The 25313-nt window shown below is 42.1% G+C and carries 30 protein-coding genes, 1 tRNA gene, 2 pseudogenes and 1 riboswitch; of the genes and pseudogenes, 20 read left to right on the top strand and 13 right to left on the bottom strand.

The window, feature by feature from the left end:
- Positions 1 to 323, top strand: a pseudogene (locus ACM0OT_RS21995) (hypothetical protein); the annotation flags it as partial.
- A complete protein-coding gene (locus ACM0OT_RS21990; RefSeq protein WP_414566520.1) occupies positions 304 to 537 on the top strand; it encodes a hypothetical protein in 234 nt (77 codons plus the stop codon). The pseudogene ACM0OT_RS21995 and the gene ACM0OT_RS21990, both read left to right, overlap by 20 nt.
- Before the next feature lie 575 nt (positions 538 to 1112).
- On the opposite strand, the gene cofG is transcribed toward ACM0OT_RS21990, so the two are convergent.
- The gene (cofG, locus tag ACM0OT_RS21985; RefSeq protein ID WP_414566519.1) at positions 1113 to 2105 is read right to left on the bottom strand and encodes a 7,8-didemethyl-8-hydroxy-5-deazariboflavin synthase subunit CofG; all 993 of its coding nucleotides are present in this window, start codon (positions 2103 to 2105) and stop codon (positions 1113 to 1115) included.
- A 258-nt stretch (positions 2106 to 2363) separates the two neighbouring features.
- Here cofG and psbA point away from each other — a divergent pair, with 258 nt between their 5' ends.
- Complete coding sequence (psbA, locus tag ACM0OT_RS21980; protein ID WP_414566518.1) at positions 2364 to 3446, top strand: photosystem II q(b) protein; 1083 nt, start codon at positions 2364 to 2366, stop codon at positions 3444 to 3446.
- Between the two features lie 71 nt (positions 3447 to 3517).
- Here psbA and ACM0OT_RS21975 read toward each other — a convergent pair whose 3' ends face one another.
- Positions 3518 to 3802 (bottom strand): DUF427 domain-containing protein, encoded by a 285-nt coding sequence (locus ACM0OT_RS21975; protein ID WP_414566517.1) that lies wholly within the window; start codon positions 3800 to 3802, stop codon positions 3518 to 3520.
- A 72-nt stretch (positions 3803 to 3874) separates the two neighbouring features.
- Here ACM0OT_RS21975 and ACM0OT_RS21970 point away from each other — a divergent pair, with 72 nt between their 5' ends.
- On the top strand, positions 3875 to 4306 hold the full coding sequence (locus ACM0OT_RS21970; protein ID WP_414566516.1) for a COG3650 family protein: 432 nt from the start codon (positions 3875 to 3877) through the stop codon (positions 4304 to 4306).
- On the opposite strand, the gene ACM0OT_RS21965 is transcribed toward ACM0OT_RS21970, so the two are convergent.
- The 5 genes from ACM0OT_RS21965 to ACM0OT_RS21945 form a co-directional block, all read right to left on the bottom strand.
- Positions 4270 to 5001: a metallophosphatase gene (locus ACM0OT_RS21965; RefSeq protein ID WP_414566515.1), complete on the bottom strand. Its 732-nt coding sequence runs from the start codon at positions 4999 to 5001 to the stop codon at positions 4270 to 4272. The genes ACM0OT_RS21970 and ACM0OT_RS21965 overlap by 37 nt on opposite strands.
- A gap of 32 nt (positions 5002 to 5033) precedes the next feature.
- Positions 5034 to 5846, bottom strand: coding sequence for a metallophosphoesterase family protein (locus ACM0OT_RS21960; RefSeq protein WP_414566514.1), 813 nt, complete (start codon positions 5844 to 5846; stop codon positions 5034 to 5036).
- Positions 5843 to 6619, bottom strand: a complete 777-nt coding sequence (locus tag ACM0OT_RS21955; protein WP_414566513.1) for a GTP-binding protein — start codon at positions 6617 to 6619, stop codon at positions 5843 to 5845. The genes ACM0OT_RS21960 and ACM0OT_RS21955 overlap by 4 nt, the downstream gene beginning before the upstream one ends.
- Before the next feature lie 119 nt (positions 6620 to 6738).
- The gene (locus tag ACM0OT_RS21950) at positions 6739 to 8049 is read right to left on the bottom strand and encodes an efflux RND transporter periplasmic adaptor subunit (protein ID WP_414566512.1); all 1311 of its coding nucleotides are present in this window, start codon (positions 8047 to 8049) and stop codon (positions 6739 to 6741) included.
- Positions 8050 to 8401: 352 nt separating this feature from the next.
- On the bottom strand, positions 8402 to 9340 hold the full coding sequence (locus ACM0OT_RS21945; protein ID WP_414566511.1) for a serine hydrolase: 939 nt from the start codon (positions 9338 to 9340) through the stop codon (positions 8402 to 8404).
- A gap of 6 nt (positions 9341 to 9346) precedes the next feature.
- On the opposite strand from ACM0OT_RS21945, the gene ACM0OT_RS21940 reads away from it, so the two are divergent.
- From ACM0OT_RS21940 to ACM0OT_RS21930, 3 genes are read left to right on the top strand one after another with little or no spacing between them, the layout of a single operon-like run.
- The gene (locus tag ACM0OT_RS21940) at positions 9347 to 10051 is read left to right on the top strand and encodes an NlpC/P60 family protein (protein ID WP_414566510.1); all 705 of its coding nucleotides are present in this window, start codon (positions 9347 to 9349) and stop codon (positions 10049 to 10051) included.
- Between the two features lie 6 nt (positions 10052 to 10057).
- A complete protein-coding gene (locus ACM0OT_RS21935) occupies positions 10058 to 11068 on the top strand; it encodes a glycosyltransferase family 2 protein (RefSeq protein ID WP_414566509.1) in 1011 nt (336 codons plus the stop codon).
- Positions 11069 to 11112: 44 nt separating this feature from the next.
- On the top strand, positions 11113 to 12348 hold the full coding sequence (locus tag ACM0OT_RS21930) for an MFS transporter (protein ID WP_414566508.1): 1236 nt from the start codon (positions 11113 to 11115) through the stop codon (positions 12346 to 12348).
- A gap of 153 nt (positions 12349 to 12501) precedes the next feature.
- On the opposite strand, the gene ACM0OT_RS21925 is transcribed toward ACM0OT_RS21930, so the two are convergent.
- Positions 12502 to 12575: transfer RNA gene (locus tag ACM0OT_RS21925), tRNA-Arg, on the bottom strand.
- A gap of 44 nt (positions 12576 to 12619) precedes the next feature.
- Between ACM0OT_RS21925 and moaC the strand changes: the two genes are divergently transcribed.
- Positions 12620 to 13126, top strand: a complete 507-nt coding sequence (gene moaC, locus ACM0OT_RS21920) for a cyclic pyranopterin monophosphate synthase MoaC (protein ID WP_414566507.1) — start codon at positions 12620 to 12622, stop codon at positions 13124 to 13126.
- Position 13127: 1 nt separating this feature from the next.
- On the opposite strand, the gene ACM0OT_RS21915 is transcribed toward moaC, so the two are convergent.
- Positions 13128 to 13325: a DUF2795 domain-containing protein gene (locus tag ACM0OT_RS21915; RefSeq protein WP_414566506.1), complete on the bottom strand. Its 198-nt coding sequence runs from the start codon at positions 13323 to 13325 to the stop codon at positions 13128 to 13130.
- A 345-nt stretch (positions 13326 to 13670) separates the two neighbouring features.
- Between ACM0OT_RS21915 and ACM0OT_RS21910 the strand changes: the two genes are divergently transcribed.
- The 5 genes and pseudogenes from ACM0OT_RS21910 to ACM0OT_RS21890 all read left to right on the top strand — a co-directional run.
- Positions 13671 to 13928, top strand: coding sequence for a hypothetical protein (locus tag ACM0OT_RS21910; RefSeq protein WP_414566505.1), 258 nt, complete (start codon positions 13671 to 13673; stop codon positions 13926 to 13928).
- Between the two features lie 120 nt (positions 13929 to 14048).
- Positions 14049 to 14357 carry a DUF3181 family protein gene (locus ACM0OT_RS21905; protein ID WP_414566504.1) on the top strand — a complete coding sequence of 103 codons (309 nt, stop codon included), beginning with the start codon at positions 14049 to 14051 and terminating at the stop codon, positions 14355 to 14357.
- 63 nt (positions 14358 to 14420) lie between these two features.
- Entirely contained in the window at positions 14421 to 14648 is a 228-nt protein-coding gene (locus ACM0OT_RS21900) for a hypothetical protein (RefSeq protein WP_414566503.1), read from the top strand.
- 72 nt (positions 14649 to 14720) lie between these two features.
- On the top strand, positions 14721 to 14936 hold the full coding sequence (locus tag ACM0OT_RS21895; protein WP_414566502.1) for an acetyltransferase: 216 nt from the start codon (positions 14721 to 14723) through the stop codon (positions 14934 to 14936).
- A 544-nt stretch (positions 14937 to 15480) separates the two neighbouring features.
- Positions 15481 to 15693: pseudogene (locus tag ACM0OT_RS21890) on the top strand (IS701 family transposase); the annotation flags it as partial.
- Between the two features lie 47 nt (positions 15694 to 15740).
- On the opposite strand, the gene ACM0OT_RS21885 reads toward ACM0OT_RS21890, so the two are convergent.
- Complete coding sequence (locus tag ACM0OT_RS21885) at positions 15741 to 16181, bottom strand: hypothetical protein (protein WP_414566501.1); 441 nt, start codon at positions 16179 to 16181, stop codon at positions 15741 to 15743.
- 431 nt (positions 16182 to 16612) lie between these two features.
- On the opposite strand from ACM0OT_RS21885, the gene ACM0OT_RS21880 reads away from it, so the two are divergent.
- The 3 genes from ACM0OT_RS21880 (at position 16613) to ACM0OT_RS21870 (ending at position 19829) form a co-directional block, all read left to right on the top strand.
- A complete protein-coding gene (locus ACM0OT_RS21880) occupies positions 16613 to 16957 on the top strand; it encodes a hypothetical protein (RefSeq protein WP_414566500.1) in 345 nt (114 codons plus the stop codon).
- 54 nt (positions 16958 to 17011) lie between these two features.
- Positions 17012 to 19156 (top strand): pentapeptide repeat-containing protein, encoded by a 2145-nt coding sequence (locus ACM0OT_RS21875; RefSeq protein ID WP_414566499.1) that lies wholly within the window; start codon positions 17012 to 17014, stop codon positions 19154 to 19156.
- Positions 19157 to 19325: 169 nt separating this feature from the next.
- Positions 19326 to 19829: a hypothetical protein gene (locus ACM0OT_RS21870; RefSeq protein ID WP_414566498.1), complete on the top strand. Its 504-nt coding sequence runs from the start codon at positions 19326 to 19328 to the stop codon at positions 19827 to 19829.
- 73 nt (positions 19830 to 19902) lie between these two features.
- Here ACM0OT_RS21870 and ACM0OT_RS21865 read toward each other — a convergent pair whose 3' ends face one another.
- Entirely contained in the window at positions 19903 to 21375 is a 1473-nt protein-coding gene (locus ACM0OT_RS21865; protein ID WP_414566497.1) for a PLP-dependent aminotransferase family protein, read from the bottom strand.
- Between the two features lie 217 nt (positions 21376 to 21592).
- Here ACM0OT_RS21865 and ACM0OT_RS21860 point away from each other — a divergent pair, with 217 nt between their 5' ends.
- The 4 genes from ACM0OT_RS21860 to ACM0OT_RS21845 all read left to right on the top strand — a co-directional run bounded on the left by ACM0OT_RS21860 (position 21593) and on the right by ACM0OT_RS21845 (position 24421).
- On the top strand, positions 21593 to 21820 hold the full coding sequence (locus ACM0OT_RS21860) for a hypothetical protein (RefSeq protein ID WP_414566496.1): 228 nt from the start codon (positions 21593 to 21595) through the stop codon (positions 21818 to 21820).
- 78 nt (positions 21821 to 21898) lie between these two features.
- Positions 21899 to 22906, top strand: a complete 1008-nt coding sequence (gene hemB, locus ACM0OT_RS21855) for a porphobilinogen synthase (protein ID WP_414566495.1) — start codon at positions 21899 to 21901, stop codon at positions 22904 to 22906.
- A gap of 76 nt (positions 22907 to 22982) precedes the next feature.
- A riboswitch (cobalamin riboswitch) is annotated at positions 22983 to 23146 on the top strand.
- A gap of 25 nt (positions 23147 to 23171) precedes the next feature.
- Positions 23172 to 23582: a DUF1636 domain-containing protein gene (locus tag ACM0OT_RS21850; RefSeq protein WP_414566494.1), complete on the top strand. Its 411-nt coding sequence runs from the start codon at positions 23172 to 23174 to the stop codon at positions 23580 to 23582.
- A gap of 50 nt (positions 23583 to 23632) precedes the next feature.
- Positions 23633 to 24421, top strand: a complete 789-nt coding sequence (locus ACM0OT_RS21845) for a cobalt-precorrin-6A reductase (RefSeq protein ID WP_414566493.1) — start codon at positions 23633 to 23635, stop codon at positions 24419 to 24421.
- Here ACM0OT_RS21845 and ACM0OT_RS21840 read toward each other — a convergent pair.
- Together ACM0OT_RS21840 and ACM0OT_RS21835 are read right to left on the bottom strand one after the other, a co-directional pair.
- On the bottom strand, positions 24384 to 24746 hold the full coding sequence (locus ACM0OT_RS21840; RefSeq protein ID WP_414566492.1) for a late competence development ComFB family protein: 363 nt from the start codon (positions 24744 to 24746) through the stop codon (positions 24384 to 24386). The two genes, ACM0OT_RS21845 and ACM0OT_RS21840, sit on opposite strands and share 38 nt — an antisense overlap.
- Positions 24747 to 24871: 125 nt before the next feature.
- Positions 24872 to 25264 carry a hypothetical protein gene (locus ACM0OT_RS21835; protein WP_414566491.1) on the bottom strand — a complete coding sequence of 131 codons (393 nt, stop codon included), beginning with the start codon at positions 25262 to 25264 and terminating at the stop codon, positions 24872 to 24874.
- Between the last annotated feature and the right edge of the window lie 49 nt (positions 25265 to 25313).

Genomic DNA, 25313 nt, shown 5'->3' with positions numbered 1-25313 from the left:
TTGGCACTTATCTAATATATCTACTCTTTCAAGTTTCGTCAAGGGGTTTTTCTAAACTTTTTTTTCAAAATGGAATCAAAAGACATCTAGCAGTTGATATACTGGGCTTCCCCTTCTTTACGCATTGCACCAAAGCCAGCATCTCTGATGACTTTAGGTTAATTGAGATGCTCTCAATTAACATTGATTATTTCAAATCCAAACCAATTGAGCTACCTAAGATTACAATCCTCATAGATCACGGCTATTATCCTGAGAAACTGACTCAAGCGTTAGAGCAAATTTATCCTCAAATCTCAAATTATGAGCAAAATCCAATTTGAACTTTCAGCCAAGCCATCGAAAGCCAAAAAAGAAGCTCATGGAAAATTTGGATTTGTGCCTGTTGCCGCTAGATGGGTCATTGATAGGTCAAACGCTTGGGTGGAGCGGTGTAAAAGCTTAGTTAAAAATTTTGACCGGACACTCGCTCGTGCCAATGCCAAGCTCAAGCTTTGTTTTATCAGATTGATGCTCAAAAGACCAACCACTACCTAGAAAAAAGATATCAAATGGGTTCTATAGACCCGTCCTAAAACTCGCAAGCCAATATAGACAAGGCTTTGAGACCAGTCCTTGCAGATTCTGTTTCAACGTAGAAATCAGGCTTTGATATAGTTACTGATAGTTTAGAGCAGGAAAATACATAATCTTGTCCGACGCCAACACAATTTTTAATTAATATAAATTATCTAGGTAAAACAAAGGTTCCAATTCGCAGCCTTACCAGACCACAAACTAATAAAACTATTAAGAGCGATCACCTACACCGCAGTCTCCGGCAATGGTGTTCCGCCCACCGTAGGCGGAGCGATGGGCTACGCCCGACCGTAGGTCGTCGCATCCTTGAGCGCCCTGGGAGATTTTCAGTTCAAACGTACTATAAATTTATGACTAAAGTTTTGGGTGGGTGCGCTGATATTTGATGTACATCAATTGTCGTAAAAGTTTGGAGTTTCGCACCGAGAACTAGTCCAAACTCCAGTTTCTTAGGCGGCGATCCCTTGTGATCAACAAGAAATGAACCGATTGTGGACTCCAAAGGCTCTGTACTTTAATTCGAGTATTGGTGTTCAACAGGTGATCGTAAAAATAGGGTTGGAATGTGAGACATGACGCCAGTGTTTCACCGCCGTCTGCAATTCCCCCGTCAACCAATTATCAAACTGCGGATATATAGGTAACCGTGGCACTAACTCCCACCCCGCAGGCTGTAAAATTTTGCTCAACGCTTGTTCCTGAATATGAGGATAGTCAGGATTCACTTCATCTTTGGGGCCAATTCCACCTAAATCTCGCGCACCAGTTTCAATACAAGCCAGTAGCCATTGGTCATCTTGAACTAAATTCGGCGGAATTTGAATTGTAATATCTGGCGGTAAAATCTCACGCGCTTTGGCAATAACTTTCGGTAATTGATGGGGGTCAAAAGCTTCTGCATCAAAGGTTTGCTGATTTCCGGGGCTGTGGGGTTGCAATATGACTTCTTGTATATGGTGGTAACGCTGATGTAAGTCTGATATGGCGTTTAATGTTTCCCAGCAATCATTCTCAGTTTCCCCAATGCCTAAAAGTAACCCCGTGGTAAAGGGAATCTGCAACTCTCCCGCCCATGTTAATTGTTGCAACCTAGTTGCTGGTAATTTACTCGGTGCGTGTCGATGAACAGTATTTAACAATGTTAGGGTTAACTGTTCCAACATTAAACCCATCGAAACATTTACATTCTTTAGCTGTTGCATCTCCGCAAAACTCAGTGGTCCAGCATTAGTATGTGGTAAAAATCCCATCGACAAAGCTAATTCACACAAATCATAAATCCGCTGAAACCACTGCTGACGATTGGGTGAATGGGGATGTACTTCACCACTGAGAATGAGGATTTCACATATTTTCTGACTTTGTAAGTGTAGCAAAATACTTTCGGCTGCTGATAAAGTCATCCAGGGGCTTTGACCCGGTTCGGTGCGAAAGTTGCAGTAGGTACAGCGATTAAAGCACTCGTAAGTAGGAATGATTGTATAAGCAGGGCTATATGTAACACTGCGAGGATGAGGGATGAGCATAAAACACCTGAATCTCAATTAATCTCAAGTGGTACATATATATGATTGTTACGTTAGGCGATCGCGATCGCACTACATAATCTTTATTTCTTAATGCTTCACTTCCCTTGTAAACAGTGCATTCTAGGGTTTTCTTCAGAGATAATGAAAATTTTTTTCTCAAAATACTTTACAAATCGCAACAAAGCTCGTAATATAAGTTCATAGGTAAACACAAAAACGCCTAATTTATACTCAAATAACCGCAATTATCACATCATGACTACAACCTTACAACAGCGCCAAAGCGCCAACGTATGGGATCGCTTCTGCGATTGGATCACCAGTACCAATAACCGTCTATACATCGGTTGGTTCGGTGTATTAATGATCCCCACCCTGTTAGCAGCAACCACCTGCTTCATCATCGCTTTCATCGCTGCACCTCCAGTAGACATCGATGGTATCCGCGAACCTGTAGCTGGTTCTTTACTCTACGGAAACAACATCATTTCCGGTGCAGTAGTTCCTTCCTCTAACGCTATCGGCTTACACTTCTACCCCATTTGGGAAGCAGCTTCCTTAGATGAGTGGTTGTACAACGGCGGGCCTTACCAATTGGTAATCTTCCACTTCTTAACTGGCGTATTCTGCTACTTAGGTCGTGAATGGGAACTATCCTACCGCTTGGGAATGCGTCCTTGGATTTGCCTAGCCTTCTCTGCACCAGTAGCAGCAGCAACCGCAGTATTCTTGATCTACCCCATCGGACAAGGTTCATTCTCTGACGGTATGCCCTTGGGTATCTCCGGTACATTCAACTTCATGATCGTGTTCCAAGCAGAACACAACATCTTGATGCACCCCTTCCACATGTTAGGTGTGGCAGGTGTCTTCGGCGGTTCTTTGTTCTCCGCGATGCACGGTTCCTTGGTAACCTCATCCTTGGTACGTGAAACCACCGAAACCGAATCACAAAACTACGGTTACAAGTTCGGACAAGAAGAAGAAACCTACAACATCGTTGCAGCCCACGGCTACTTCGGTCGGTTGATCTTCCAATACGCATCATTCAACAACAGCCGTTCCTTGCACTTCTTCTTGGCTGCATGGCCAGTAATCGGTATTTGGTTTACCGCACTGGGTATCAGCACAATGGCGTTCAACTTGAACGGTTTCAACTTCAACCAATCAGTAATTGATTCTCAAGGTCGCGTCATCGCTACCTGGGCTGACGTAATCAACCGCGCTAACTTAGGTATGGAAGTAATGCACGAGCGTAATGCTCACAACTTCCCCTTAGACTTGGCTGCTGGTGAAAGCGCTCCTGTTGCAATAAGCGCACCTGCTATCAACGGTTAATCACAAAACTTAACTGAATAAAAAACGCCTCCTGGAAACAGGGGGCGTTTTTTGTTAGTCATTAAATAAAACTAAGCTTCGACTTTTACACCTTTCCAGAAAGCAACATAACCTTCAATATTTTTAGCCTTTTCCTTAGCGCTGGGATAGTACCATGCTGCATCTTTGTTGACTTGCCCATCAACTTCAATACTGTAGTAACTGGCAACACCTTTCCACGGACAAGTAGTGTGGGTGTTACTTTCTTGAAAGTATTCCTTGTTAATAGCATCAGCAGGGAAGTAATGGTTCCCTTCCACAACCACAGTGTTATCACTTTCGGCTAAGACAGCGCCATTCCAACTAGCTTTCGGCATAAGTAATTTTGTGAATCTTACACATAACATTATGATCCGTAAAGCGAATTAGTAGTTATACATTGTTAATTTATGAAAGCTCTCGTCTTTTGTCTTGTTCTATTGGGGCTGGTTAGTTGTGCCAATAATGACAATAACCAAGCATCTGCCGGCACTAACAATAATCTGGTCGCGGTGGATACTTCCGATACTCCCGTACGTACAGAATTTATCGCTAGCGGTACTGAACCATTTTGGAGTGTTGATGTTCGCAAAAAAGAAATTGTCTATTCCTCATTGTTAAATGACCAAAAGCAAACATTTCCTTATGTTGAACCATTGACAGCTTCTGGGCGACCCGCAGACTTGGTGCGCGTCTATAGACTTAGCGGCAAAGATGGAGATAACAATATGTTAATCATCAAAAAAGTGGATGTCTGTAGCGATGGGATGTCAGACAATCAATATCCTTACTCGGCTCTTTTCATTCAGGGTGATATGGTTTTAGAAGGTTGCGCCAGATAACTAACAGTTTTAAATTCCACCTGATTCGTCCCCGGATGGTAGAGAGTATAAGTTGCTTGTCCTGGTGTGCGTCCCACATTACCTACGCCAATGACCTGACGGGGAGTAATTTGCACAGTTTGAGAAGATGCTGGATTATCTAAAGTTGTTACTTCTGTAGTAATTGAACCTGCTTGTAGCTGATATTGAAAAGCCAAGCCAGAACGACCACAAAATAAGTTATTGGCTTGCATTCGAGAGAGGCGGTCTAGCATTTGAATTGGGGGTGTGTCTGGGGTAAGTTCCTCGTCTACTCCTACTGTTGTCCCATGAATTAACAAACAATCCAGTTCAAAAAACCCAAAATCTAGAGTTCTTAACCATTGAGCTATGGGACGCGAAACGCAATCCCACAGCAATTTAGTTGTTTCGCTGCCATATTTTTCTATTAATTCAATAGGTTCACCACTTCCCCCCAGCCCGTGCAGAATCAGACACTGTTCTTCCCACCAACCTTTACAAATTAGAGGTTCTAGCTCTCCAGGTTGGGGATTAAACACGCGTTTTACTAACTGTTCAGTTTCTTGCCTGGGGCCCACTAAATCGCCCAAAATATACAAAGCATCTACATAAGACTGGTGCTGAATATCAGCGATGACAGCCTCATAAGCCGCCAGATTTCCTTCAATTCCGCTTAAAATTGCCCACTTATTCATAAAAATTTGAGATGATTAATTAAGTAATGTTTTTACCTAGTACAAACATGAGTCGGGTCATCAGCCCTTTCCGCAAATTCCAAACCTTGTGCTAAACGCCAAGCAAAAATTTTCGGTAAACCCTTTTCAATAATTGCTGCACAGGTTTTTTGATAGTCGTAAGCTACTTCCCGCAGATTTACGGCTTGGGTTTCTGTGTCATAAATAACATAAGTAGCATTGGGTCGCCCATGTCGGGGTTCTCCTACTGAACCGACATTGATAATGCGCTTGAGGGAAGCTGTAAAATTCTTTTCTTGTGCTGCTGCTTGTTCACTTTTAACAAGAACTTGCAAACTACCTGCATCTAAGTTGCGTACATAAGGTATATGGGTATGACCACAAAAAAGCACATCTGCTTCTGTGGAAAGTACCCTCTCTAGCGCTGCAAATGCGTCAAGTTCTGGTAATAAGTACTCATGATTACTATGGGGACTACCGTGAACAAAAGCTAAATTTTCTTCGCGTAAACTATGAGGTAATTGGGCGAGAAATTTGCGGTTTTCGGGATTAATTTGGTTATTGGTCCACTCATGAGCGATTTTGCCGCGTTTTTCTGCTAATAATGACGGATAACTACAATCACATGCATTCAATCCTTCGACAATATCTTCATCCCAACAGCCAACACAGGTGGGGATATCGAGGGAGCGAATTTGTGTGACTACTGCATTGGGATGGGGCCCATATCCCACTAAATCGCCTAAACAAAAAATTTTCTCGGCTTTTTGCTGGTCGATGTCTAGCAACACCGCATCTAATGCTTCATAATTGCCATGAATACATGACATGACCGCTATTTTCACTGTATAGTCTCCTCATTGAGAATCTGTTTTACTTGTTCTTGGTATTGTGCGATCGCACCATCAGATAAATAGCAATCTTGTAAGGTTTGTTTTATCGCCGACTCATCCAACTTTTGTCCCCATACTTCCAACCCACTAAAACGCTGGGGTCTACCTTCTAAATGGCGTGGTAAATCTAACTCCAGAAAATCTATGGTGGGTACACCTAAGACAAAATCTGCGTATAATGACCTACCATCTGCAACATCAAAAATTCCCTTGGCACGGCTCACTTTACCATAGGCACCGTGGGATAGTTCATACCAAAACTCATTTAAACTTTCCTCATCGATGACTTGACCAATGGTGGGGGCGCGCCAAATCTGATTTTGGGTAATGTTTGTATCAACATCTACACCTTTAACAATTTTTTCTGCCCAGACGTGATATTCAGAATCTTCGAGGTGTGGTGGTAAGACTGCCACAGACTGGTATGATAAGTTTCCTAATATTTGCTCAATTGCTTTTAATTCCAAGTAAAATCCTAATTCTATATAAACCATCTCTGAGCCTGTTAGCCGGCTGAGAAATTCTAATTCTTGTTGTTCACTAACAACCTTCACCTCTGGAAACTCCGCATTTAAACGGATCTGGTCAATGGGGACATTTCCAGTCCCTGGACAACAATAAATCACGTTTTCCGCAGTAGAAGTATTGCGTAGCTGTTGGCAAATCCAATGAGTTTTGCCACAGCCAGAAACACCAGCAACAACGGTAATCATCGGTACATTCATAATTTAATGATAATCATTTTCATAGTATTTGCAAGTATAAAGGGAGTAGGGAGTAGACAACAAATATTATTTGCGTAAATTGGATAATTTATTCTTTGGAAGTCCCTAAATCAGACTTATCAAGATTCCGGTACTATGGGCACCCCATCTTTAAGATTCAGTAATCCAGAAGTAACTATAATATCTTCGGTTTGTAATCCGGCAATAACTTGGTAATAATCATCTCTGCTATTACCTAACTTTACCTGCCTTTGCCGAGCGATGAATTGAGATGAGCCTTGTGAAGAATTTTCTTTTTCTAAGACATAGACAAAAGTTTCCCCTTCCAGACGAGACACTGCTTTGGTGGGGATTAATACCCCAGAACGCTGATTCCAAATTACTCTGGCCCGAACTAATTGATTCGGTCGTAGCTGCCCTTCAGCATTATTAAAAAGTGCTTTGATGAGAATTGATGACCGCTCACTGTTGGTATCAGCAGCAATTGAAGATACTTTGCTAGTACTCAAGACTTGATTTTGGGGATTTAATAGTTCCACAGGCATTCCCTGACGTATTTGGGAAGCTTGTTCTGGTGGCACAGTGATGTGAACTTCTAACGGTTGATTCTGAGAAACTGTTACTAATGGTGTAGAAGTATTGACTAAATCACCTACTTTGACTGGCATTTCGCCAATAGTGCCACTAAAGGGGGCTGTAATTCTGTAACTCTGGGGCTGGATTTGTTGTTGTTGAATATTTGCCTGGGCTTGTTGCATGGCTTGTTCCGCCTGCAATATGGTGGCTTGCTGCCCTTGAATCTGGGAATTAATGGTGCCAAGATTAGCATTAGCTGTTGAGAGCTTGTTAGCATATTCATCCCTAGTTTGTCGAGAGACAGCGCCTTGGGCTGCTAGATCAGCATATTTTTCATATTCCTGTTGCTGCGATCGCAAATCAGCCATCTGAGATTGCCGTGCAGCTTCTAGGGACTGGAGTCTAGCACGGGCATTTTCTATTTGTGCTACAGCAGCCTGATTGGCAGCATTAATTTCATTGATTGTAGATGCTCTTAGATCTACCTGCATCAATGGAGTTCCGGCAGCGACAGAATCACCCATTTTGACAAATACTTGGGTAACTTGACCCGGGATTTTCGATGGCATCTGCACTGAACGCTGGGACTTTAAGCTAGCCACAAAGTCTGAACTATCTTCAACCGTGCCGCTTTGAACTGTCGCAACCTTAACTCGTACCCCTGGAGTTTGAATATTTGCAGATGGTGTTTGATCTATGGGAGCCAGGACACGCCAAACTATAGCTGTTCCACCCCCAAATATCAGTACTAAAGCTAACAAGAATCGCAGCCACAGACGTTGTTCAGGGGTTTGTTCGTCTAAGGTTGAGGAAACATTTTCTTCAAAATCAGTTTGAGGCTCAGGAGATGTCATAGCTTACAGGGAACCGAAGAACAAATTAACTATATTTAATCAAGATTTGCGATTTTCAGATGAAAAGCACTAATTTAGGATGATGCTTTGTGACTCATAATGTGTTACCGCATTCCTCCAAATATACTGTCTGATAGATGATGCTAAATCTACCCCAAGGTTAATGACGCGAAAATACCGCAATTTTGTCAGATCGGACAAAAACAAGCGATCGCGCCAGTAATAAACCCCAAATTTTGATAGCACAAATGGTGCAGAAAAGAACTAAATTCAGTTAAAATTTTAGTAAAATGCGCTTAGTTATTATTAGTAGATAACCCAGAATCCCCGCAATTGAATTGCGGGGATTGCGTCACAAACTACTAATTGCTTCCACAAATCGCTGAGAAATAAATGGTAAAATTTCTCGGTTTTTGGCGTTGGCTTTACCCTCAGTAAATACTACTAAAATGTAAGGTCGTTGATCGGGTAATTCAATATACGCGGCGTCATGACGCACTTGACTTGTCCAACCAGCTTTTGACCAAAGTTGAGCATCTGGTGTCAGTCCACCACCGAAGAAACCTGTAACTTGATCTTCTTCTACATCAGTAGGTAAATCATCAGGATTGATACTGCGTTTGAGCAAATTCATCATAGCTTGCGATCGCCCACTGGAAACTGCCACCCCACCAACGATACTATGAAGTAACCTAGCAATGGCATTGGTGGTGACCATGTTACGATTTTCTAACATTTCTCCATAAAATGCCCTTTCCCGCCCATAAGGCCCGTCACCCCAAGTTTTTTGACAGACGTTAATTGTCTGCATTTCTTCCCAGCCCAAAGACTGATAATAGCGGTTAACAATATGACGCTGATATTTCCAGGTTTCAAAGGGCCCGGTGGGTAACTCTGGCCCTGAAGTCGTACCACTAAGAATATCGACAATTAAACTGGTAGCATCATTGCTAGAATCAACAATCATATCTCGCAAGGCTCGTGTCAATTCCTGAGAATTGTTGCTCATGCCTTTTTCTAGCCATTCGTTGACTGCTACCAAATAAAATAGTTTAACTACACTTGCGGGATAAATTCGTTCAACGCCACGATACGTAAAACCACGTACGTTATGGTTCCAAAAAGCATCAGGGGTCAATGCACCACCAGTATTTACTGGTACTGGCGGATCATAAACAATCCAAGTTAAAGCTACTTGGTTACGGGCTAAGGTGGGAAATGTTGCCCACGTGGCCTCTAAAATGCCATTACCAAGATTTTCGAGTTGTTCGTCTTTTTGAAAGAAAATCATTGCAGAATGCTCTCTAATCCAGAATCCCAAATCCTAAATTGGACATCGGCAGAATACCACTGTATCGCTAACCTGAATTTATATGATTCTCCTGAATGTACGCGTTTGGCAACTCAAGCTGCTGCTGGGCGACATTTGCGGATCACATCAAATCATCAGGATTCGGCGGTTGAGGTGTGTTTATGTGAGGATGATTATCCAGGGTGGGTATCTTTTGTTGATTTGGGTATCTTACAACCTGCTACTGTACTTTATCAGGCTAAATCATTTTCTGAGTCTGAGATCAAAAAAGGTATCCCAAGTGTGATTACTTTTACCCAAGAGGCAATGCAACAGTCTAATTATTACTTTTGGGGTGGTACGGTGGGGCCAAATTACGACTGTTCGGGGTTAATGCAAGCAGCATTTGTTTCGATGGGTGTTTGGTTACCCAGAGATGCTTATCAGCAGGAAGCTTTTACTCAGAAAGTTACTATGGCTGAATTAGCGCCAGGCGATTTGGTATTTTTTGGCACTCCTCAAAAAGCTACTCATGTGGGGCTATATTTGGGTGATAATTCTTACATCCATAGTTCTGGGAAGGAACAGGGACGCAATGGCATAGGTATTGATGTGCTTTCGGAACAGGGAGATGGGGTGAGTCGGTCATACTATCAGCAGCTGCGAGGTGCTGGTAGGGTTTTGCAGAGTTATCAACCACAGAGACGCTGAGGAATTATGAGGGGTGGAGTAATTTCCGGGAAGTTGAATGAGGATAATGGGGCAATTTCGGTGATTGTCCCGGATGTTTCGGTGGTGGTACCGGTGCGTGATGAGGTGGAAAGTTTACCACTTTTGTTGGAGGCGATCGCTTCTAGTGTTGGTGGTAATTATAGTTATGAGATTATCTGTGTAGATGATGGTTCTACCGATGGTTCATCTGAGTATCTCAAAGAACAGGCGCAAATTCGTCCTGATTTAAAGGCGGTGCTGTTGCGGCGGAATTACGGTCAAACTGCGGCTATGGCGGCTGGGTTTAAATATGCCATTGGTAAGGCCATCGTGACTTTGGATGCTGATTTACAAAATGACCCGGCTGATATTCCCATGTTATTGGCTAAGTTGGCAGAAGGTTACGATTTGGTTAGTGGTTGGCGACATAAACGCCAAGATGCTGTTATGTCGCGCTTGATTCCTTCTAAAATTGCCAATTGGTTGATTGGTAAGGTGACTGAGGTGAAACTACATGATTACGGTTGTTCTCTCAAGGCTTATCGGGCGGAAGTTGTGGCAGATATGAATCTCTACGGAGAATTACACCGCTTTTTACCAGCTTTGGCTTTCATTGAAGGGGCGAGAATTACCGAAGTTCCTGTACGTCACCATGCGCGGCGGTTTGGCCACAGTAAGTATGGCATTTGGCGGACGTTCCGCGTGATGATGGATTTGTTAACTATTTACTTTATGAAGAAGTTCCTCACCCGCCCAATGCACGTTTTTGGGTTGTTGGGTTTGGGTTCCATAGTTACAGGTACATTGATTGGCATGTATTTGACTTTCATCAAGTTAGCTTTGGGTGAAACCATCGGTAATCGTCCATTGTTGATTTTGGCGGTTTTACTGCTAGTGACCGGCGTACAGTTGTTTTGCTTTGGTTTATTGGCTGAATTACTCATGCGTACTTACCATGAATCTCAAGGCCGCCCCATCTATCGGGTGCGGGAAGTAGTAGCGCAAAATGTTAAGTAACGTAACAATGTGAGAAACACATACACAATAAACTGATATCTGTTTTGAAAGTTCTTCACACATTAGACGCTGAATTGCGACGTAACCTGCTGGTGTTATTTACGGCAGGTTTATTATTTTGGTCTAGTATTGCCTCGTTATTGCCCACTTTACCTCTGTACATTGAGGATATCGGCGCTACCAGTCAACAAATTGGCATTGTCATGGGCAGTTTTGCTATTGGGATGTTGCTGTTTCGCCCTTGGTGTAGCAACTTAGCAGACCGGCGGGGTAGGAAAATTGTCCTCCTAATTGGCATGGCAGCAGTAGCGATCGCTCCTTTGGGTTATTTACTGGCGACATCGCTGGGGCCATTAATGGTGTTGCGTGCCTTTCATGGGCTGAGTATTGCGGCTTTTGGTACCGCTTTTATGGCCTTGGTGGGAGATTTAGCCCCAGTGCAAAATCGCGGTGAAGTCATTGGCTACATGAGTTTAGTTAATCCTTTGGGTGTGGCTATTGGGCCAGCTTTGGGGGGATATGTACAAGCTGGGGCTGGTTACACTCCTTTATTTCTCTTATCGGCGGCTTTGGGTTTTGCCGGTTTATTATGTATAGTGCCTGTTGTTAATCCCACCGTGCATGAGATATCAGAGACTAACAACTCTGACAATCAATTTTGGCAACTACTATTTACGCCCCGTGTGCGGATTCCTGCTGTCGTCATGTTGTTGATTGGTGTGGTTTTAGGGACTTTGCATACTTTTGTGCCGTTATTTATCAAATCAACTAATGTCGATTTAAATCCAGGGTTATTTTACACAGTAGCTGCGATCGCTAGTTTTAATGTCAGGTTATTTATCGGTCGGGCTTCTGATGTCTATGGACGGGGTTTATTTATTACTCTAAGTTTGATTGCCTACACTTTAGCGATGGTAGGGATATGGCAAGCCAACAGCGTTGCTGTGTTCTTAATATCAGCCTTTATTCAAGGCGCTGCTTCCGGGACAGCAATTCCCATGATGGCAGCTATGATGACAGACCGCGCCCGGCCTCATGAACGAGGGCGGATATTTGGCGTTTCTTTGGTAGGCTTGGATATTGGCATTGCCATCGCCGGGCCGATTCTCGGTTCTGTGGCCGCCCAAGTAGGCTACCGCAATATGTTTGCCTCTAGTGCTGGTTTAACTTTTCTGGCATTAATCATTTTTCTGACCTTATCCAGTCATGACCTGCGCCATTCCCTGGAATTTGCTTTAGGCCGCGCTGAAGATTCCTATTCGTTCAACAATAGTAACTAAACCTTGTCCATCATCAAAAGTGGAGTTTTGATCATTGCGACCTCAGCCCGCAATTCCATAATCTTGACGGCAAACTACAATTCTCAACGTAGACAAGGTTTAAGCAAAAAAGAAGGCAGAATAGAAAATTTTCTATTTTGCCTTCTTCTTCAACGGGCGAGGAGGGATTCGAACCCCCGACACCGTGGTCCGTAGCCACGTGCTCTAGTCCACTGAGCTACACGCCCTTGACCCTTACAAGAAAATTATCTTAACATGGACTCACAAAATAATGCAAGACAATTTTTTATTTAATTCTGCTGACTTAACTCACTTGGATCATCAAGGCGAAGCCCAGATGGTGGATGTCTCTGGTAAAGTGCCTACTGTTCGTCAGGCGATCGCTGCTGCTAAAGTGAAAATGCTGCCTGCAACCTTTGCGGTCATTCAAGCCGGCAATGCTCCCAAAGGTGATGTTTTGGCAACTGTGAGGATAGCGGGAATTATGGCAGCCAAACAAACAGCTAATTTAATTCCTTTGTGTCATCCTTTGCCACTACAAAAAATTACAGTTGAAGTGATACCAGATCCGCAACTTCCCGGTTATGAAATTCATGCCACAGTCAAAACTAAAGCGGAAACAGGTGTAGAAATGGAAGCTTTAACTGCCGTTTCTGTTGCAGCTTTGACGCTATACGATATGGCAAAAGCATTAGAAAAGTCGATTAAAATTGAATCGATTCAATTAATCAGTAAAACTGGCGGAAAATCAGGAGACTATTTACCGCCAGAACCATAACCTAGACAATATCGCCTATGGCTTTGTTCAAATCTGTGGGGTTATTGTACTCCTCGTTTTCTGGTAATTGCTCTAAAATTGAGAGTAATTCGCGGTCAGCCCCTTGTTTTTTAGCGTGCTTAATTAGGGTTTGCTTATCAGCAGGATAATCAACCCCTTTCAAGTGTTTTTGGATTTCTACTGGGTTTGCTTTAGCCATGTTGATCCACCTCTAACGGTTGGTTATTTACATCTTCACTAGTGGATTCATTAGCTCCCTCTATCAAAAAGATGAATCATTTTTAACAGCAGGAAATTGAAAGGTCACCCCATTGGTTGATGAAGCAATATTTTTCTTTAATAGCTTTTTTTGCGAGATTGGCGTTGGTTAATAAATTTCAGATATTCTAGTTTGCCGTAAGAAAAACATCAATTTAGATTTTATGGGCTGGCAAGTTACATAATTTGTGGCGAGTTGTCACAATAGACCCCAAAAACCTTAAAATAAGTAAATACACAGCCACAAGCTGTGTTGCTACTATGTTCAAGTCCGTAAAAAATTCTTATGCCTCCTCGTTGGCCTCGCAAACCCGATCGCAAAGACCCAGATTTCCGCAAGTTAGACGACCGGATGAATTTTGCTGTGCATGTAGCAGCGGCTTCGGCAATTAATTCCGGTTTATGGTTTTTCCAGACTTTGAAAGCAACTACCTGGGAGTGGCTACCTTGGTTAACGGCCAGTTGGGCAGTAGTATTGTTGGTGCATCTGATTTATATTAGTGCGATCGCTAACTACTCTGAAACTCCACCAAAATCCACCTGAAGATGGACTGTTGCGGCTGGGGCGTTGTAACCTGTGGTAGTAGAATCCAATTGAATAATTGCGCGATAATGCTAAATATCTTGAGAGTTCACTCTCTTTATTTGATATAAGGTGATTTTTATGGCTACGACAAATACCACAGAATTACTGGAAGCCCTAGCATCGGAAATTGGCGAAGGCGTCTATATGGACATTGCTAAATGGCATCTTTACTTATCTGATGCCAAACTGCATACTATGGTTGCGGAACAGTTATATCCCTTAATTACTGCTAATACAGTTAATGAAGACCGAGTTATAGCAGTTTTAAAATCCATCCCAGTGAAAATTGGCGGTGGTAGAGGAGAACTGCCCTTAATCGATTTACTCCCACTGCAATGTCAAGTAAATTTAGTAGATATTTTAGAGAAATACCAACAAGAAATGTAACTTTTGGGCTTTGATTGTCCATAATTTGCTATTTAAGCAATCCTCTTTCAGGAGGTTAAGGACATGAATACATCTGGCTTTCATGATGAGTATTCTTTGGCAGAAACAGCAGAAGAACTGGGAAAAAAGGCTTTGAAGTTGGGTTTGATACCTAGTTTTTTGGTGCGTCATTTTCCTGATAGTAGACAATACTACATTCCTAACGAACAAGAATCGGAACCTCTGACACCAGAACAAGCATATCTGCGGTTTAAGAAACTAGTTGAACAATCCAGTTCAATCAATATTTAGGGGTTGATATCTAGGCAAGTTGTTCGATAACTTGCGGCATTTTTTGGTGTAAAATTTAGTGAGGCTAATTATATGTTTTTACAAATTAAAGACAGTGGTGATCTCGTGAAAATTCTGGATCTTCAAGAATTAATTGACCCTAATAATCATATCGTCCATGCACAAGACCAAGAAGGAGAAGAAGAGCAAGAACCTGATTCCTTTAAAAAGGAAAATTTAGTTTTTCCTTCAGGAGAAAGTTTACCCCGCTGTTGGTGGGATGCTAATTATAGACATGCTAAAAACTAGTAATTTTTCATCTCTAAAGGCTAGGGACTAATATTTTTACTCAAAACTCAGCCTTTTAAATTTTTGTAGTGGACTGACAGGCATCAAGTAGTGCATTAATTTAGATGCAAAAAACCGCCGATTATAGGGACATTTGCTAATGCACAAAATTAGCGATGTCAGTCCAGTATGTTCTCCACCTGAGGTTCTGTACAGATAATACTTTAGGTAATGAAAAGTTGCTCCCCAATGGAAATTACAATATTCAGGAGTAATACAATTCATACTTTAATAGTCATTATCAGCCACACAAATCCCTTTACATTTAATACCGTTCGTAGCGGTGCGCTGACAATGAGAGCATAGAACTTTTTCGTTTTCTGTTTCTTTATTAGTGCTTGCCTGTAATTTATCTTTTTCAGCCTGGATTTTGACAGCCATAAGAATAGAGAATTTTTTGCTGTTTACATTTTACAAGCCACAATCTCATACTGCCATTGCACACGTGACCGATACAAACCGATAATTGCAGCAAAACCTGGTTCGCCGTGAGGCACAAGAAAATAGTGATGTTGATTTTTCTAATTATCCACAATGAAACCATGAATCCGTATGGAAGAATACTTTAAATAATCTGCGTCTGATTATCCAAGCACTCTTACTATTTTGGTTGATTTATCCCTGGTTAGGTATTTTCTCTAATTCACATTTATTGGTAAGATTCAATCATTTAATTGCTGCATTGAATCAATTTAAACTTGGTTATACTTCTGGATAATTTAACTTATTTATTACTTGCTTATTCCGGAAAGTGACAGAAAAAGGTTACTTCGGCGGTTTTTTGTGTTGTGAAATCGAGAGGGTATAGTTATGCTGCTGTTGCAATAAATTACCCACATATAGTGAATATTCTCCTTCCTGCCAATAACCAGATAATTCCGGTTTACTGCCAGAGTAATCATCGGCTAACACACAGAAACGTCCTCCAGGCCCATTGATTAGCAGTGTTGGCTGTCCAAGACCGTCAACTGTTAATCGTAAGTAAGGCTGTGGCTTGGTTAACTGAATAATGTGATTAGGTTCTTGAGCAATGTTGCCACAACTACTAGAAACTGCACCACCAGATGTGCCATTTAAAACTAGTGGATCTGAAGGTAACTTGGGATTAATTTGGAGCCGTGGGACTTCGGCCAAATTAGCTTCAGTAAGTGCCAAAGTCATTGCCAAAGCCATAGGAACAACCGTAAGTAGCCTCAGCTTATTCATAATTATTCATGCTCCTGACTATTTTGAAAGCAATATAGAAATAAATAGTCTGATATAAAAAGACGATAACAATTTGCCTATGTTCCTCAGTAATTAGCCATTGGAGACTAGAGGCTAGGAAGTTTTCCCGCTTATTTCCCCATTTGACCCTGATTCCCAGCTACCGTGTACACACAAGCTTTTTGCTGACGATCGCTTGACTTTTAAGACAGTCGCTACATCTAATACACTATTTTAGCTGTGTCAGTCCAGTAGGGTGCATTGAGCGATCGCCTGACCTTTAGCATTACCTGTGAGTCACAGCATTCGCAACGTGACTGGCAACATTGTGTACACCGTAGCTTATCCCGAGTTCCCCGTCTCCCAACCTCCCTCAACCGGATTTGGTAGATTTATTTATGAACTAATGTTCTAGTATGAAGGATAAAATAATGAGTCCTCAACCCGAAGAAGACTTGCAACGTCGCCTGCAAAACTTAGAGTCAGAAATCAACTCTAAATCCTTAAATGTGGGGAAACAACCAGAAAAAACCCAAACATCGCCGTCTGATTTTCTCAATGTTAAATCGCACTTTGTAAAACTGCGGCTTTGGTTTAATAACTTGTCTGGCACAACTAAGCTGATAGTGGCAGGTGTGGGGGCGCTATTGGGCCTAGCGATGCTACAAACAGTGCTGAAACTAGTTACTTCTGTAGTTAGTCTGGCACTAATAGGTTTCTTAGTGTATCTTGGATACAAATTTTTTGTATCTGGTAACTTTCAAAATAAGCAATAGTCTATTTTAACTGTGCCGAGAGCAACGTAAAAATAAATACAAAGGAACTATGCAATGGCGACCCCAATTGTGAGGAGAAAGACTAGTCAATCTAGCCAGCCAACAGACCCGGAAACAGCCCATTCGTTGCCCTTCAATACCAGGCGTCTTGCTGCTTGGGCGACTGAAATTACACTGGTGGTGATCAGTGGGTTGGTTCCTTTTGGACTAGGTGTGTATGCCAATTCCAGAAACGATGTCAATCGAGTGCCCCTGCATCCGGTGCTAGTAGTCACAGAAAGAGCGATCGCCCGACCTTTAGCATTACCTGTGACTCACAGCATTCGCAACGTCGCCGCCCCGACGAATTTTTTGTGGCTCATCGCTTTGTTAGCGCCTGTAACGCTTTCATGGTGGCAATTATACTTACTAGCTAAATCAGGGAGTACTATTCCCAAGGGCAAGTTTGGTGTCCGAGTGGTCAACGAGCAAGGCCAGTCTCCCGGTTTAGCTGCTGCTGTAGCGCGGGAAGGAATTGGTCGCTGGACTGTACCTGTTTCCATTGCCTATATTCTTTGGCGTTACAGTTTTGCTTTTCCCAATTTAGGACTATTCACATTTTTGGCTGTCTTGATGGTGCTAGGAGAAGGAATAGCTTTGCCATCACGTCGGGGTCGTCGCGCACTCCATGATTGGTTGGCAGGGACTTATACTATAGATGCCAATCAGGCTTTACCATCGCCAACTACAGCTAATGCTGAGGGTCAACAGCAGCCAGAGCAATTAAACCCAGTATCCGTGGCCATGCTCACAGGGGAAACTACAAATACCCCCAACCTATGGCGACGAATGCGGCAAAATCCCAGCCTGACGCTGTTTGCTGTAGCTCTGAGCAGTATGATTGCTGTGCTGGGGACTTTGGTTGCTACACAAGTCTATATCCAAACACAGCAGACCCGCCGAGAAGTCAAGCAAATTAATAGCCAAAAGTTTCTCGCATTCGTAGAAAAATTAAGTCCCAGTTCTGGCGCTACCATCGAGGAACGTCAAGGTTTAATTCTGGCTATGGGTAGTCTCAATGACACCCAATCCATCCAATTTTTGACGGATCTTCTGGTTAAAGAAACTAACCCCATCCTCATCAATACAATTCAACAAGCGCTAACAAGTGTCGGCCCCAAAGCCATCCCCGAATTAAACAACAAAAATCAGTTTTTAGCAGGTGAACTGGATTCTGTAGGTAGCAATCCATACCCAGAACGGGAATTGCGACAACAGCGATTACACATGAACCAGCAGACAATTAACAAAATTCTCAGCGTTCACAGTGGTCAAACCGCAGGACTGGATCTCAGTCGCATTCAATTAGGTCAAAGTGGTACCCCAGGAACTTCCTTTTTCAACTTGGTTTTAGACAACGTTGATTTGTCAGGAATTAACTTCAAGTCAGCCAACCTTAACCAAGCCAGCTTTAAGAACAGTCGCTTCCGGGGTGCTGGTGCAGATGGACGGTGGGATACCTATGATGATGAAACCGCTGATTTGAGCCAAGCTCAAATGAAACAAGCTAACTTTACTGATGCTAATCTCAGTCGAGTCGTCATGAATCGTAGCGATTTAAGCCGCGCTACCCTCAACAGAGCCAACTTATCCCATGCGCGACTAATTGGCACCGATCTCAGCAGCACCCAGCTAGTAGGGGCTGATTTGCGGAGTGCAGTTTTAGAGAATGCTAGCTTAACTGGCGCTGATTTAGGTGATGCAAAATTCAACGAAGCTAATTTGTCCGCCGCTCGTTTGACTCGGGCGATCGCTATCGGCACACAATTATCTTATGCCAACTTAACTAGTACTGATTGGCGAGGAGCCGATTTATCTGGAGCTTACTTAGATCGGGCAAATCTTAGTAATGCCAACCTGAGTGCAACTCGTTTAACTGGCGCTGTATTACGCTCTGCGAGATTGGAAAATAGCAATTTACAAAATGCTGACCTGAGTTTTGTTGATTTACGCGGGGCCAATGTCGCAGGTGCTGACTTTCAAGGAGCAATAATTGCTCCTGCTAGACAAAACCCAGAAGATCAATTTGTGCAAATGCCAGACATCGGCTCAATATCTGCTGTCGTCAGAGGAGTTGATTTTTCTCAAGCCAAAAATTTAGATACTAGGCAATTAGCTTACATTTGTACTCAGGGCGGGATTCATCCTCGTTGTCCGTAGAATAGGGGCTAGAGTAATGGGGAGTAAGTATTTTTCTGTCCCTGCTTCTTCCCCTCTACTCCCCTTCAATAATTTCCTTGCCATTACCCATTACTTATTGATCAGTAATAGCGATAATATAAGTATTCAAACGAACCGTTAACTTCAAGATGGTGTGAGGCGTGTGGCAATGAAACATATTCTATGTTTGGTTTCGTTTTTGACAGCTGGCTCAGTCTTGAGTTTGGCTATTAGCTCTCAACCAGCACAGGCTCAAGTCGCCTACGGTAGCTATGTTGGTGTCGGGCCAACTGTTGGTCTTACTGATGGGGTTCAAGTCGGTGGAGTTGTAGCGGCTCGTTATAAGCTTTTAGAATCGCCCCTCTCTTTTCGCGCTCAAGCTTTGGTTGGCAGAAATACAGCTATTGTACCCACGGTTTCTTACGATGTCCCGATAAATTGGCAAACTGATGCCTATTTGGGGGCTGGTTTAGTGTTGGCTGGTGGTGATAGAGATAATTCTTCTCCGGTGGGAAATAAAATCAGTTTTGCTTTACAACCAGGTATCGATTACATTGTCCCCAATAGTAATACTGTGATTTTTGGTAACGCCATTATTGCTTTTGATGCCTATCGTGGAGGTGGTGGCGGTGCCGCTATTTCTGTACAAGGCGGTGTGGGTTATAGATTTTGAGAATTTAAAGCATGTAAGTTTATTTTTTAGCAGCCTAGAATCTGAAATAATATTTCTTTTTAGGAACTAATTTTTACAACTTAAAATTACAGCTTCTCAAACTGGGAGTTAGATATTTCTTGAGCAGACGACCAAGAATTTCAATTCCTTGTTCGATATTTTCTGGTGTGTGGGAAAATTTCAACCGCATCGCTGGATAGCCTCGTCCTGGAAAAAATACTGCTCCATTGGCAATTAGGATATTGTGAGTTAAGGCTTCTTGACAAATGGCTTGAATGGGTAAATTTTCTGGTAGATGAGTCCACAGAAATAAACCACCTTTGGGGATAGTCCAGGCGATCGCCTCGGGAAAATAATCTTCTAATGCTTGCAGCATGATATTTCGGCTCTGCAAATTGTTTGTCCGCAAACGATTCAGGTGACGGCGGTAATGTCCTGATCCTAAAAACTCACTCACAATTGCTTGAGATACCGTAGAAACATGCAAGTCATTCAATAATTTCTGTTTTACCAGATGCTGATAATGTTCACCTGTTGCTACCATGTAACCCACTCTCAGACCAGGCATCAGGGTTTTTGAGAATGTACTGATGTACGTTACTAAATCGTCGCCATCAAGTGCCTTAATGGGAGCCGGAACAGGTTCAAAATTTAACCCTTCGTAAGCATTGTCTTCTAAAATAGGACATTCGTATTGTTGTGCTAATGCTAGTAAGTTTTGACGATGTATTTGGGAAGTTGTGATACCAGTAGGATTATGTAGAGTACTGATAGTATAAATTAATTTTGGTCGGTGGCTGCTGAGATATTGCTCCAGTAATTCCAGATTCATTCCTTCCGCAGTCATGGGGATTCCTATAACTTTAACTCCCAAGTTTTCCAGAATTCCCAACGCACCATGATAGGTTGGTGTCTCCACAATCGCCCAATCACCTGGTTGCAGATAGTATTGTATTGCTAGAGATAATGCTTGTTCTGAACCACTGGTAATAATTATTTCTTCGGGAGAAACGACTAATCCTTGTTGCACCAACATCTGAGCAATCAATTGTCGCAGTATGAGTTGTCCTTGGGGAAAGTCATATTTAAAAAGCGTCTCTGTGGCTTTCATCATTGCCCGTTTGGCAACCCGTTGGAGATGCGCGACACCAGGATTATGGGGAAAACCTGAACTGAAATCAATCATATCCCTTTGCTGTTGAGCCTGAAGCGAGGCAATATATTGCTCGGAGAATGATCCTCCCCCTTCGGAAATTATTACTTCTTGGGCTGGGGCAAAATGTGAGTTCCAGTTAAAACTAGAGTTGATAATAGAGTTAACAAAATATCCTGAGCCTTGGCGAGCATAAATCAGTCCATCTGCTTCTAGGAGACTATAAGCCTCAATTACAGTCAACTTGTTAACTTGAATACTGTTGGACAAACCCCTAATGGAGGGCAGTTTTTGTCCAGGGGACATTTTGCCAGATTGAATTAGACGGCTGAGATAATCACGAATTTGCAGATAAATAGGGTTGTGAGAGTGCCGATTTAGGGGAATAATCACAGCGCCACCCTTCCTGGAGAACGAAAGCAGACTATAGGCAATATAAGGGATTTTTTTCCGCTTTAACTGGTACAGTTGAGGCTAATTCAACTAGAACAGTGAAAATTGCTACTACTGTACTAGTAAAAACTATTTAAATCTGTACCTTCTCACAAAGCTGTTACCAAGGGAATCTAGAAAGTATCTGATGCTTGGTTGAGCGTGGAGAGACTTTTTTATGAAAATAGTTGATGCATGGTTGCGAATAAAATCACAATTCCCAAGAGTTTGGCAGCGCTTAGTTCTAGCATTATCAAGCAGTAATGAATTACAAGTTTGGCAGACAAGCGATCGCTCTGGTCATATTTATTGGCAAGCCTATAACCCGATGACTGGTCGTTATGCTTGTTTCGGCTCTGAAGCAGAAATACGTATGTGGATTGAGATGCAGTATTACACTAAGTAGCTTGTATCTCAAGATATACAAAGATGAGAATTGATTTTATGCAAAAATAATGATAATCAATATCATTCAGCATTGAGTATGACCTCTACAAATCCTTCAGTTGCAACCGATATCCTGCGTTACCGCCCTCGTCGTCTACGCCGGACTGAAACTTTACGGCGCATGGTGCGGGAAACAATTATCAGTGTCAACGACTTGATTTATCCAATGTTTGTCACTGAAGGTGAGGGGAAAAAAGTGGAAATTGCTTCTATGCCTGATTGCTATCGCTATTCCCTAGATTTCTTGTTAAACGAGGTTCAGCAAGCTGCTGATTTAGGAATTAAGGCGATCGCTCTGTTTCCGGTAATTCCCGAACAACTCAAAAATGATCATGCTACAGAAAGCTACAACCCAGATGGTTTATTACAGCGAACTGTCAAAGCTATTAAAAAAGCAGTTCCAGACATGATCGTCATGACTGATGTGGCGCTTGATCCCTTCACTACTCATGGTCACGATGGTTTAATCGATGACAAGGGTACTATCGTCAATGATCCCACCGTGGAAGTGTTGGTGAAAATGGCTATGTCCCAAGCAGCGGCTGGGGCAAATTTCGTCGCACCTTCGGATATGATGGATGGTAGAGTCGGCGCTATTCGTCGAGGGCTGGATGCAGAAGGTTATATTGATGTGGGAATTTTGGCATACTCTGCTAAATACGCTTCTGCTTATTATGGCCCGTTCCGCGATGCTTTAGATTCTGCTCCCAAATTTGGTGATAAAAAGACTTACCAAATGGATGCGGCTAATGCCAAAGAAGCTTTAAAAGAAGTGGAATTAGATATTGCGGAGGGAGCAGATATTGTCATGGTAAAACCTGCTTTAGCTTACCTCGATATCATTCATCAAATCCGCAACGCCACAAACCTACCTGTAGCAGCCTATAACGTTAGTGGTGAATATGCCATGATTAAAGCCGCTGCACGCATGGGTTGGATTGATGAAAAAAAGATAATTTTGGAAACTTTAACTAGTATGAAAAGAGCAGGTGCAGATTTAATTTTGACTTACTTTGCCAAAGAAGTGGCTTTAATTTTGGCTTAAGTAGTTTTGTTTTTTGCCAGTTTTAAATAGTACAAGTTTTATTGCGTGTACTGAAACTATTATTGGCATTAGTGATAAGATAAATAGAACATTCGGTTCTAGTAGAGGTCAGCTACTAGAGGTAAAGGGGAAAGCTCGGTGCAAATCCGGCACTGTCCCGCAGCTGTGAAGGTAAAGCAAAAGATCAAACACCTTTTGAGTTTCCCAGTCAGAACGCCCGCCGAACTAAGTACGTTGTTAAATTCTACACATCTGCGAGGTACAGATGACTGCTGCTCATACTGCCAATACTAATTCTTTGGGTGTAGCCACCCATACTTTATTTGTTTGCAAAACCTGCGCTAGCGTTTGGGAAAATGGAAAACGTCTAGGTGAAAGCGGGGGTGAAAAATTACTCAAGAATCTTCAAGATTTAGCACAAAATTGGGAATTACGAAATGAATTTCCCATTAAAGAAGTTGAATGTATGAGTGCTTGTAATCGTTCTTGTGTTGTCGCCTTTGCTAGTAATGGCAAATTAACATATTTATTTGGTGATTTAGCCGTTGATGGCAGTGCATCTGCTGTATTAGACTGTGCCAGTCAATATTACACTAAACCTGATGGTTTATTACCTTGGTCAGAAAGACCAGAACCACTGAAGAAAGGAGTTTTAGCAAAAATTCCCCCATTCTAGATATTGGAAAAACTGTCCCCAGAAAAACAACCCCAGAGAAGAGTATGGTGATGCGTGTTTTAATTCTGGGTGGAACCAGCGATGCTACAGAATTAGCTGCTAGAGTAGCGACGATGCCAGGAATTGAGGCAATTACTTCTTTAGCTGGTCGTACCCGTGAACCATCAGTTCCCTTGGGTGATTGGCGAATGGGGGGTTTTGGTGGTGTGGCTGGACTAGCTAAGTATCTCCAGCAAATGAAGATTGATTTGTTGATTGATGCTACTCATCCCTTTGCTAATCAAATTGCTTGCAATGCAGCAGAGGCCGCCACAGAAGCTAATGTACCTCGATTGAAACTGATTCGCCGACCTTGGGAAAAGGTAAGTGGCGATCGCTGGATCGAAGTGGAAGATATTCAAGCCGCAGCCGCAGCTTTAGTAAATCAGGCAAACCGGATATTTTTAACTATTGGTAGGCAAGAAATTCCGGCTTTTGCTCACCTCCAAGAAATTTGGTTTTTGATGCGAATGATTGACCCTCCCCAAGCAAATGCCTTAGTACCACCGGGGATAATTTTGTGCGATCGCGGGCCTTTTTACTTGCATAATGAGCGGGAAATTTTGATTCACCACAACATTGATACCATCGTGAGCAAAAATAGCGGTGGTGATGCTACCTATGCCAAAATTGTGGCAGCACGGGAATTGGGACTCAAAGTAGTCATGGTAAATCGTCCCGTGACACCGCCAGGAGAGCAAGTTACGGATGTTGATGATGTACTAGTATGGCTTTCTCAGAAGTTACAAGAATTTGGTGGGACTACCCAAACCAATCAGATGCTATCAAACTGGGATTAGCTACCTCTGGAATATGCCGATTAACCTCTTGTGCTTGCTCACATAAAACTTTCTCAATTCCTTGGTGAATTATGGCTTCGATGTGCAACTTGTGTTCGATAGAGTGCCACAGATCATCTAAGTTAGTGAATGCTTTGTCTTTTGCTTCTTGATCCACTGTGATATAATGGTTAGGAATTCTATTGAGAATATAAGCAATGAGACTTTGCCTGATGTCAGGGTGTGCGAAAGCTTCCTGATATGGATGATTAGGATAAGTTTCTAGAATGGTTTCTAGCTCTTGATTTACCATGATTAGGGTAACATTTACAAGAGTTTTAGTCATTTTTAGCACCTTTTTATTTTTTGCTGGTTGATGATTTAATTTTGCCAAATTTAGGATTTTTCAATAAATAGAACAAGTAATATAATTTATTATGAAAAAGTTAATTTCAATTTAAATTACTTCACTTATTCAAACTCTAGTAAACCTAAATCAATCGCCCTTTGCCATGCTGTTTCAAAATTAATTCCTTGTTTGTTAGCAATATATAAAAATACGATAGCTGCTGACCGAATGGCATTATCACAATGTATAAGCATGGGTTTCGGTAATTCTTTAATTATTTGAAATATCTCAAAAGTAGCTTGATGGGTAATTTCTGCAACTTTTGTCGGATAATTAATATATATTAATCCGAAAAATTCCATTTTTTCTTGTTCATGATCGAGTAAGTCTATTTCATCTGACGAACGGAGGTTAATTACAGACTTATAACCATCATCAGCAATTAATTGGAATTGTTGTGGTGTAATTTGTCCTGCGATCGCTAACTCATGATTAATCTTCCTAACTACAGTCATTGTACTAACCTTTTCAGTAATAGATAAAGTCGTCAAGTCACTGAAAATC

Source organism: Anabaena sp. CCY 9613 (genome assembly GCF_963920895.1).
In the GTDB taxonomy this organism is placed as follows: domain Bacteria; phylum Cyanobacteriota; class Cyanobacteriia; order Cyanobacteriales; family Nostocaceae; genus Cyanocohniella.
The sequence above is the reverse complement of the archived record's forward strand: the minus strand, read 5'-3'. Positions and strand labels throughout refer to the sequence as shown.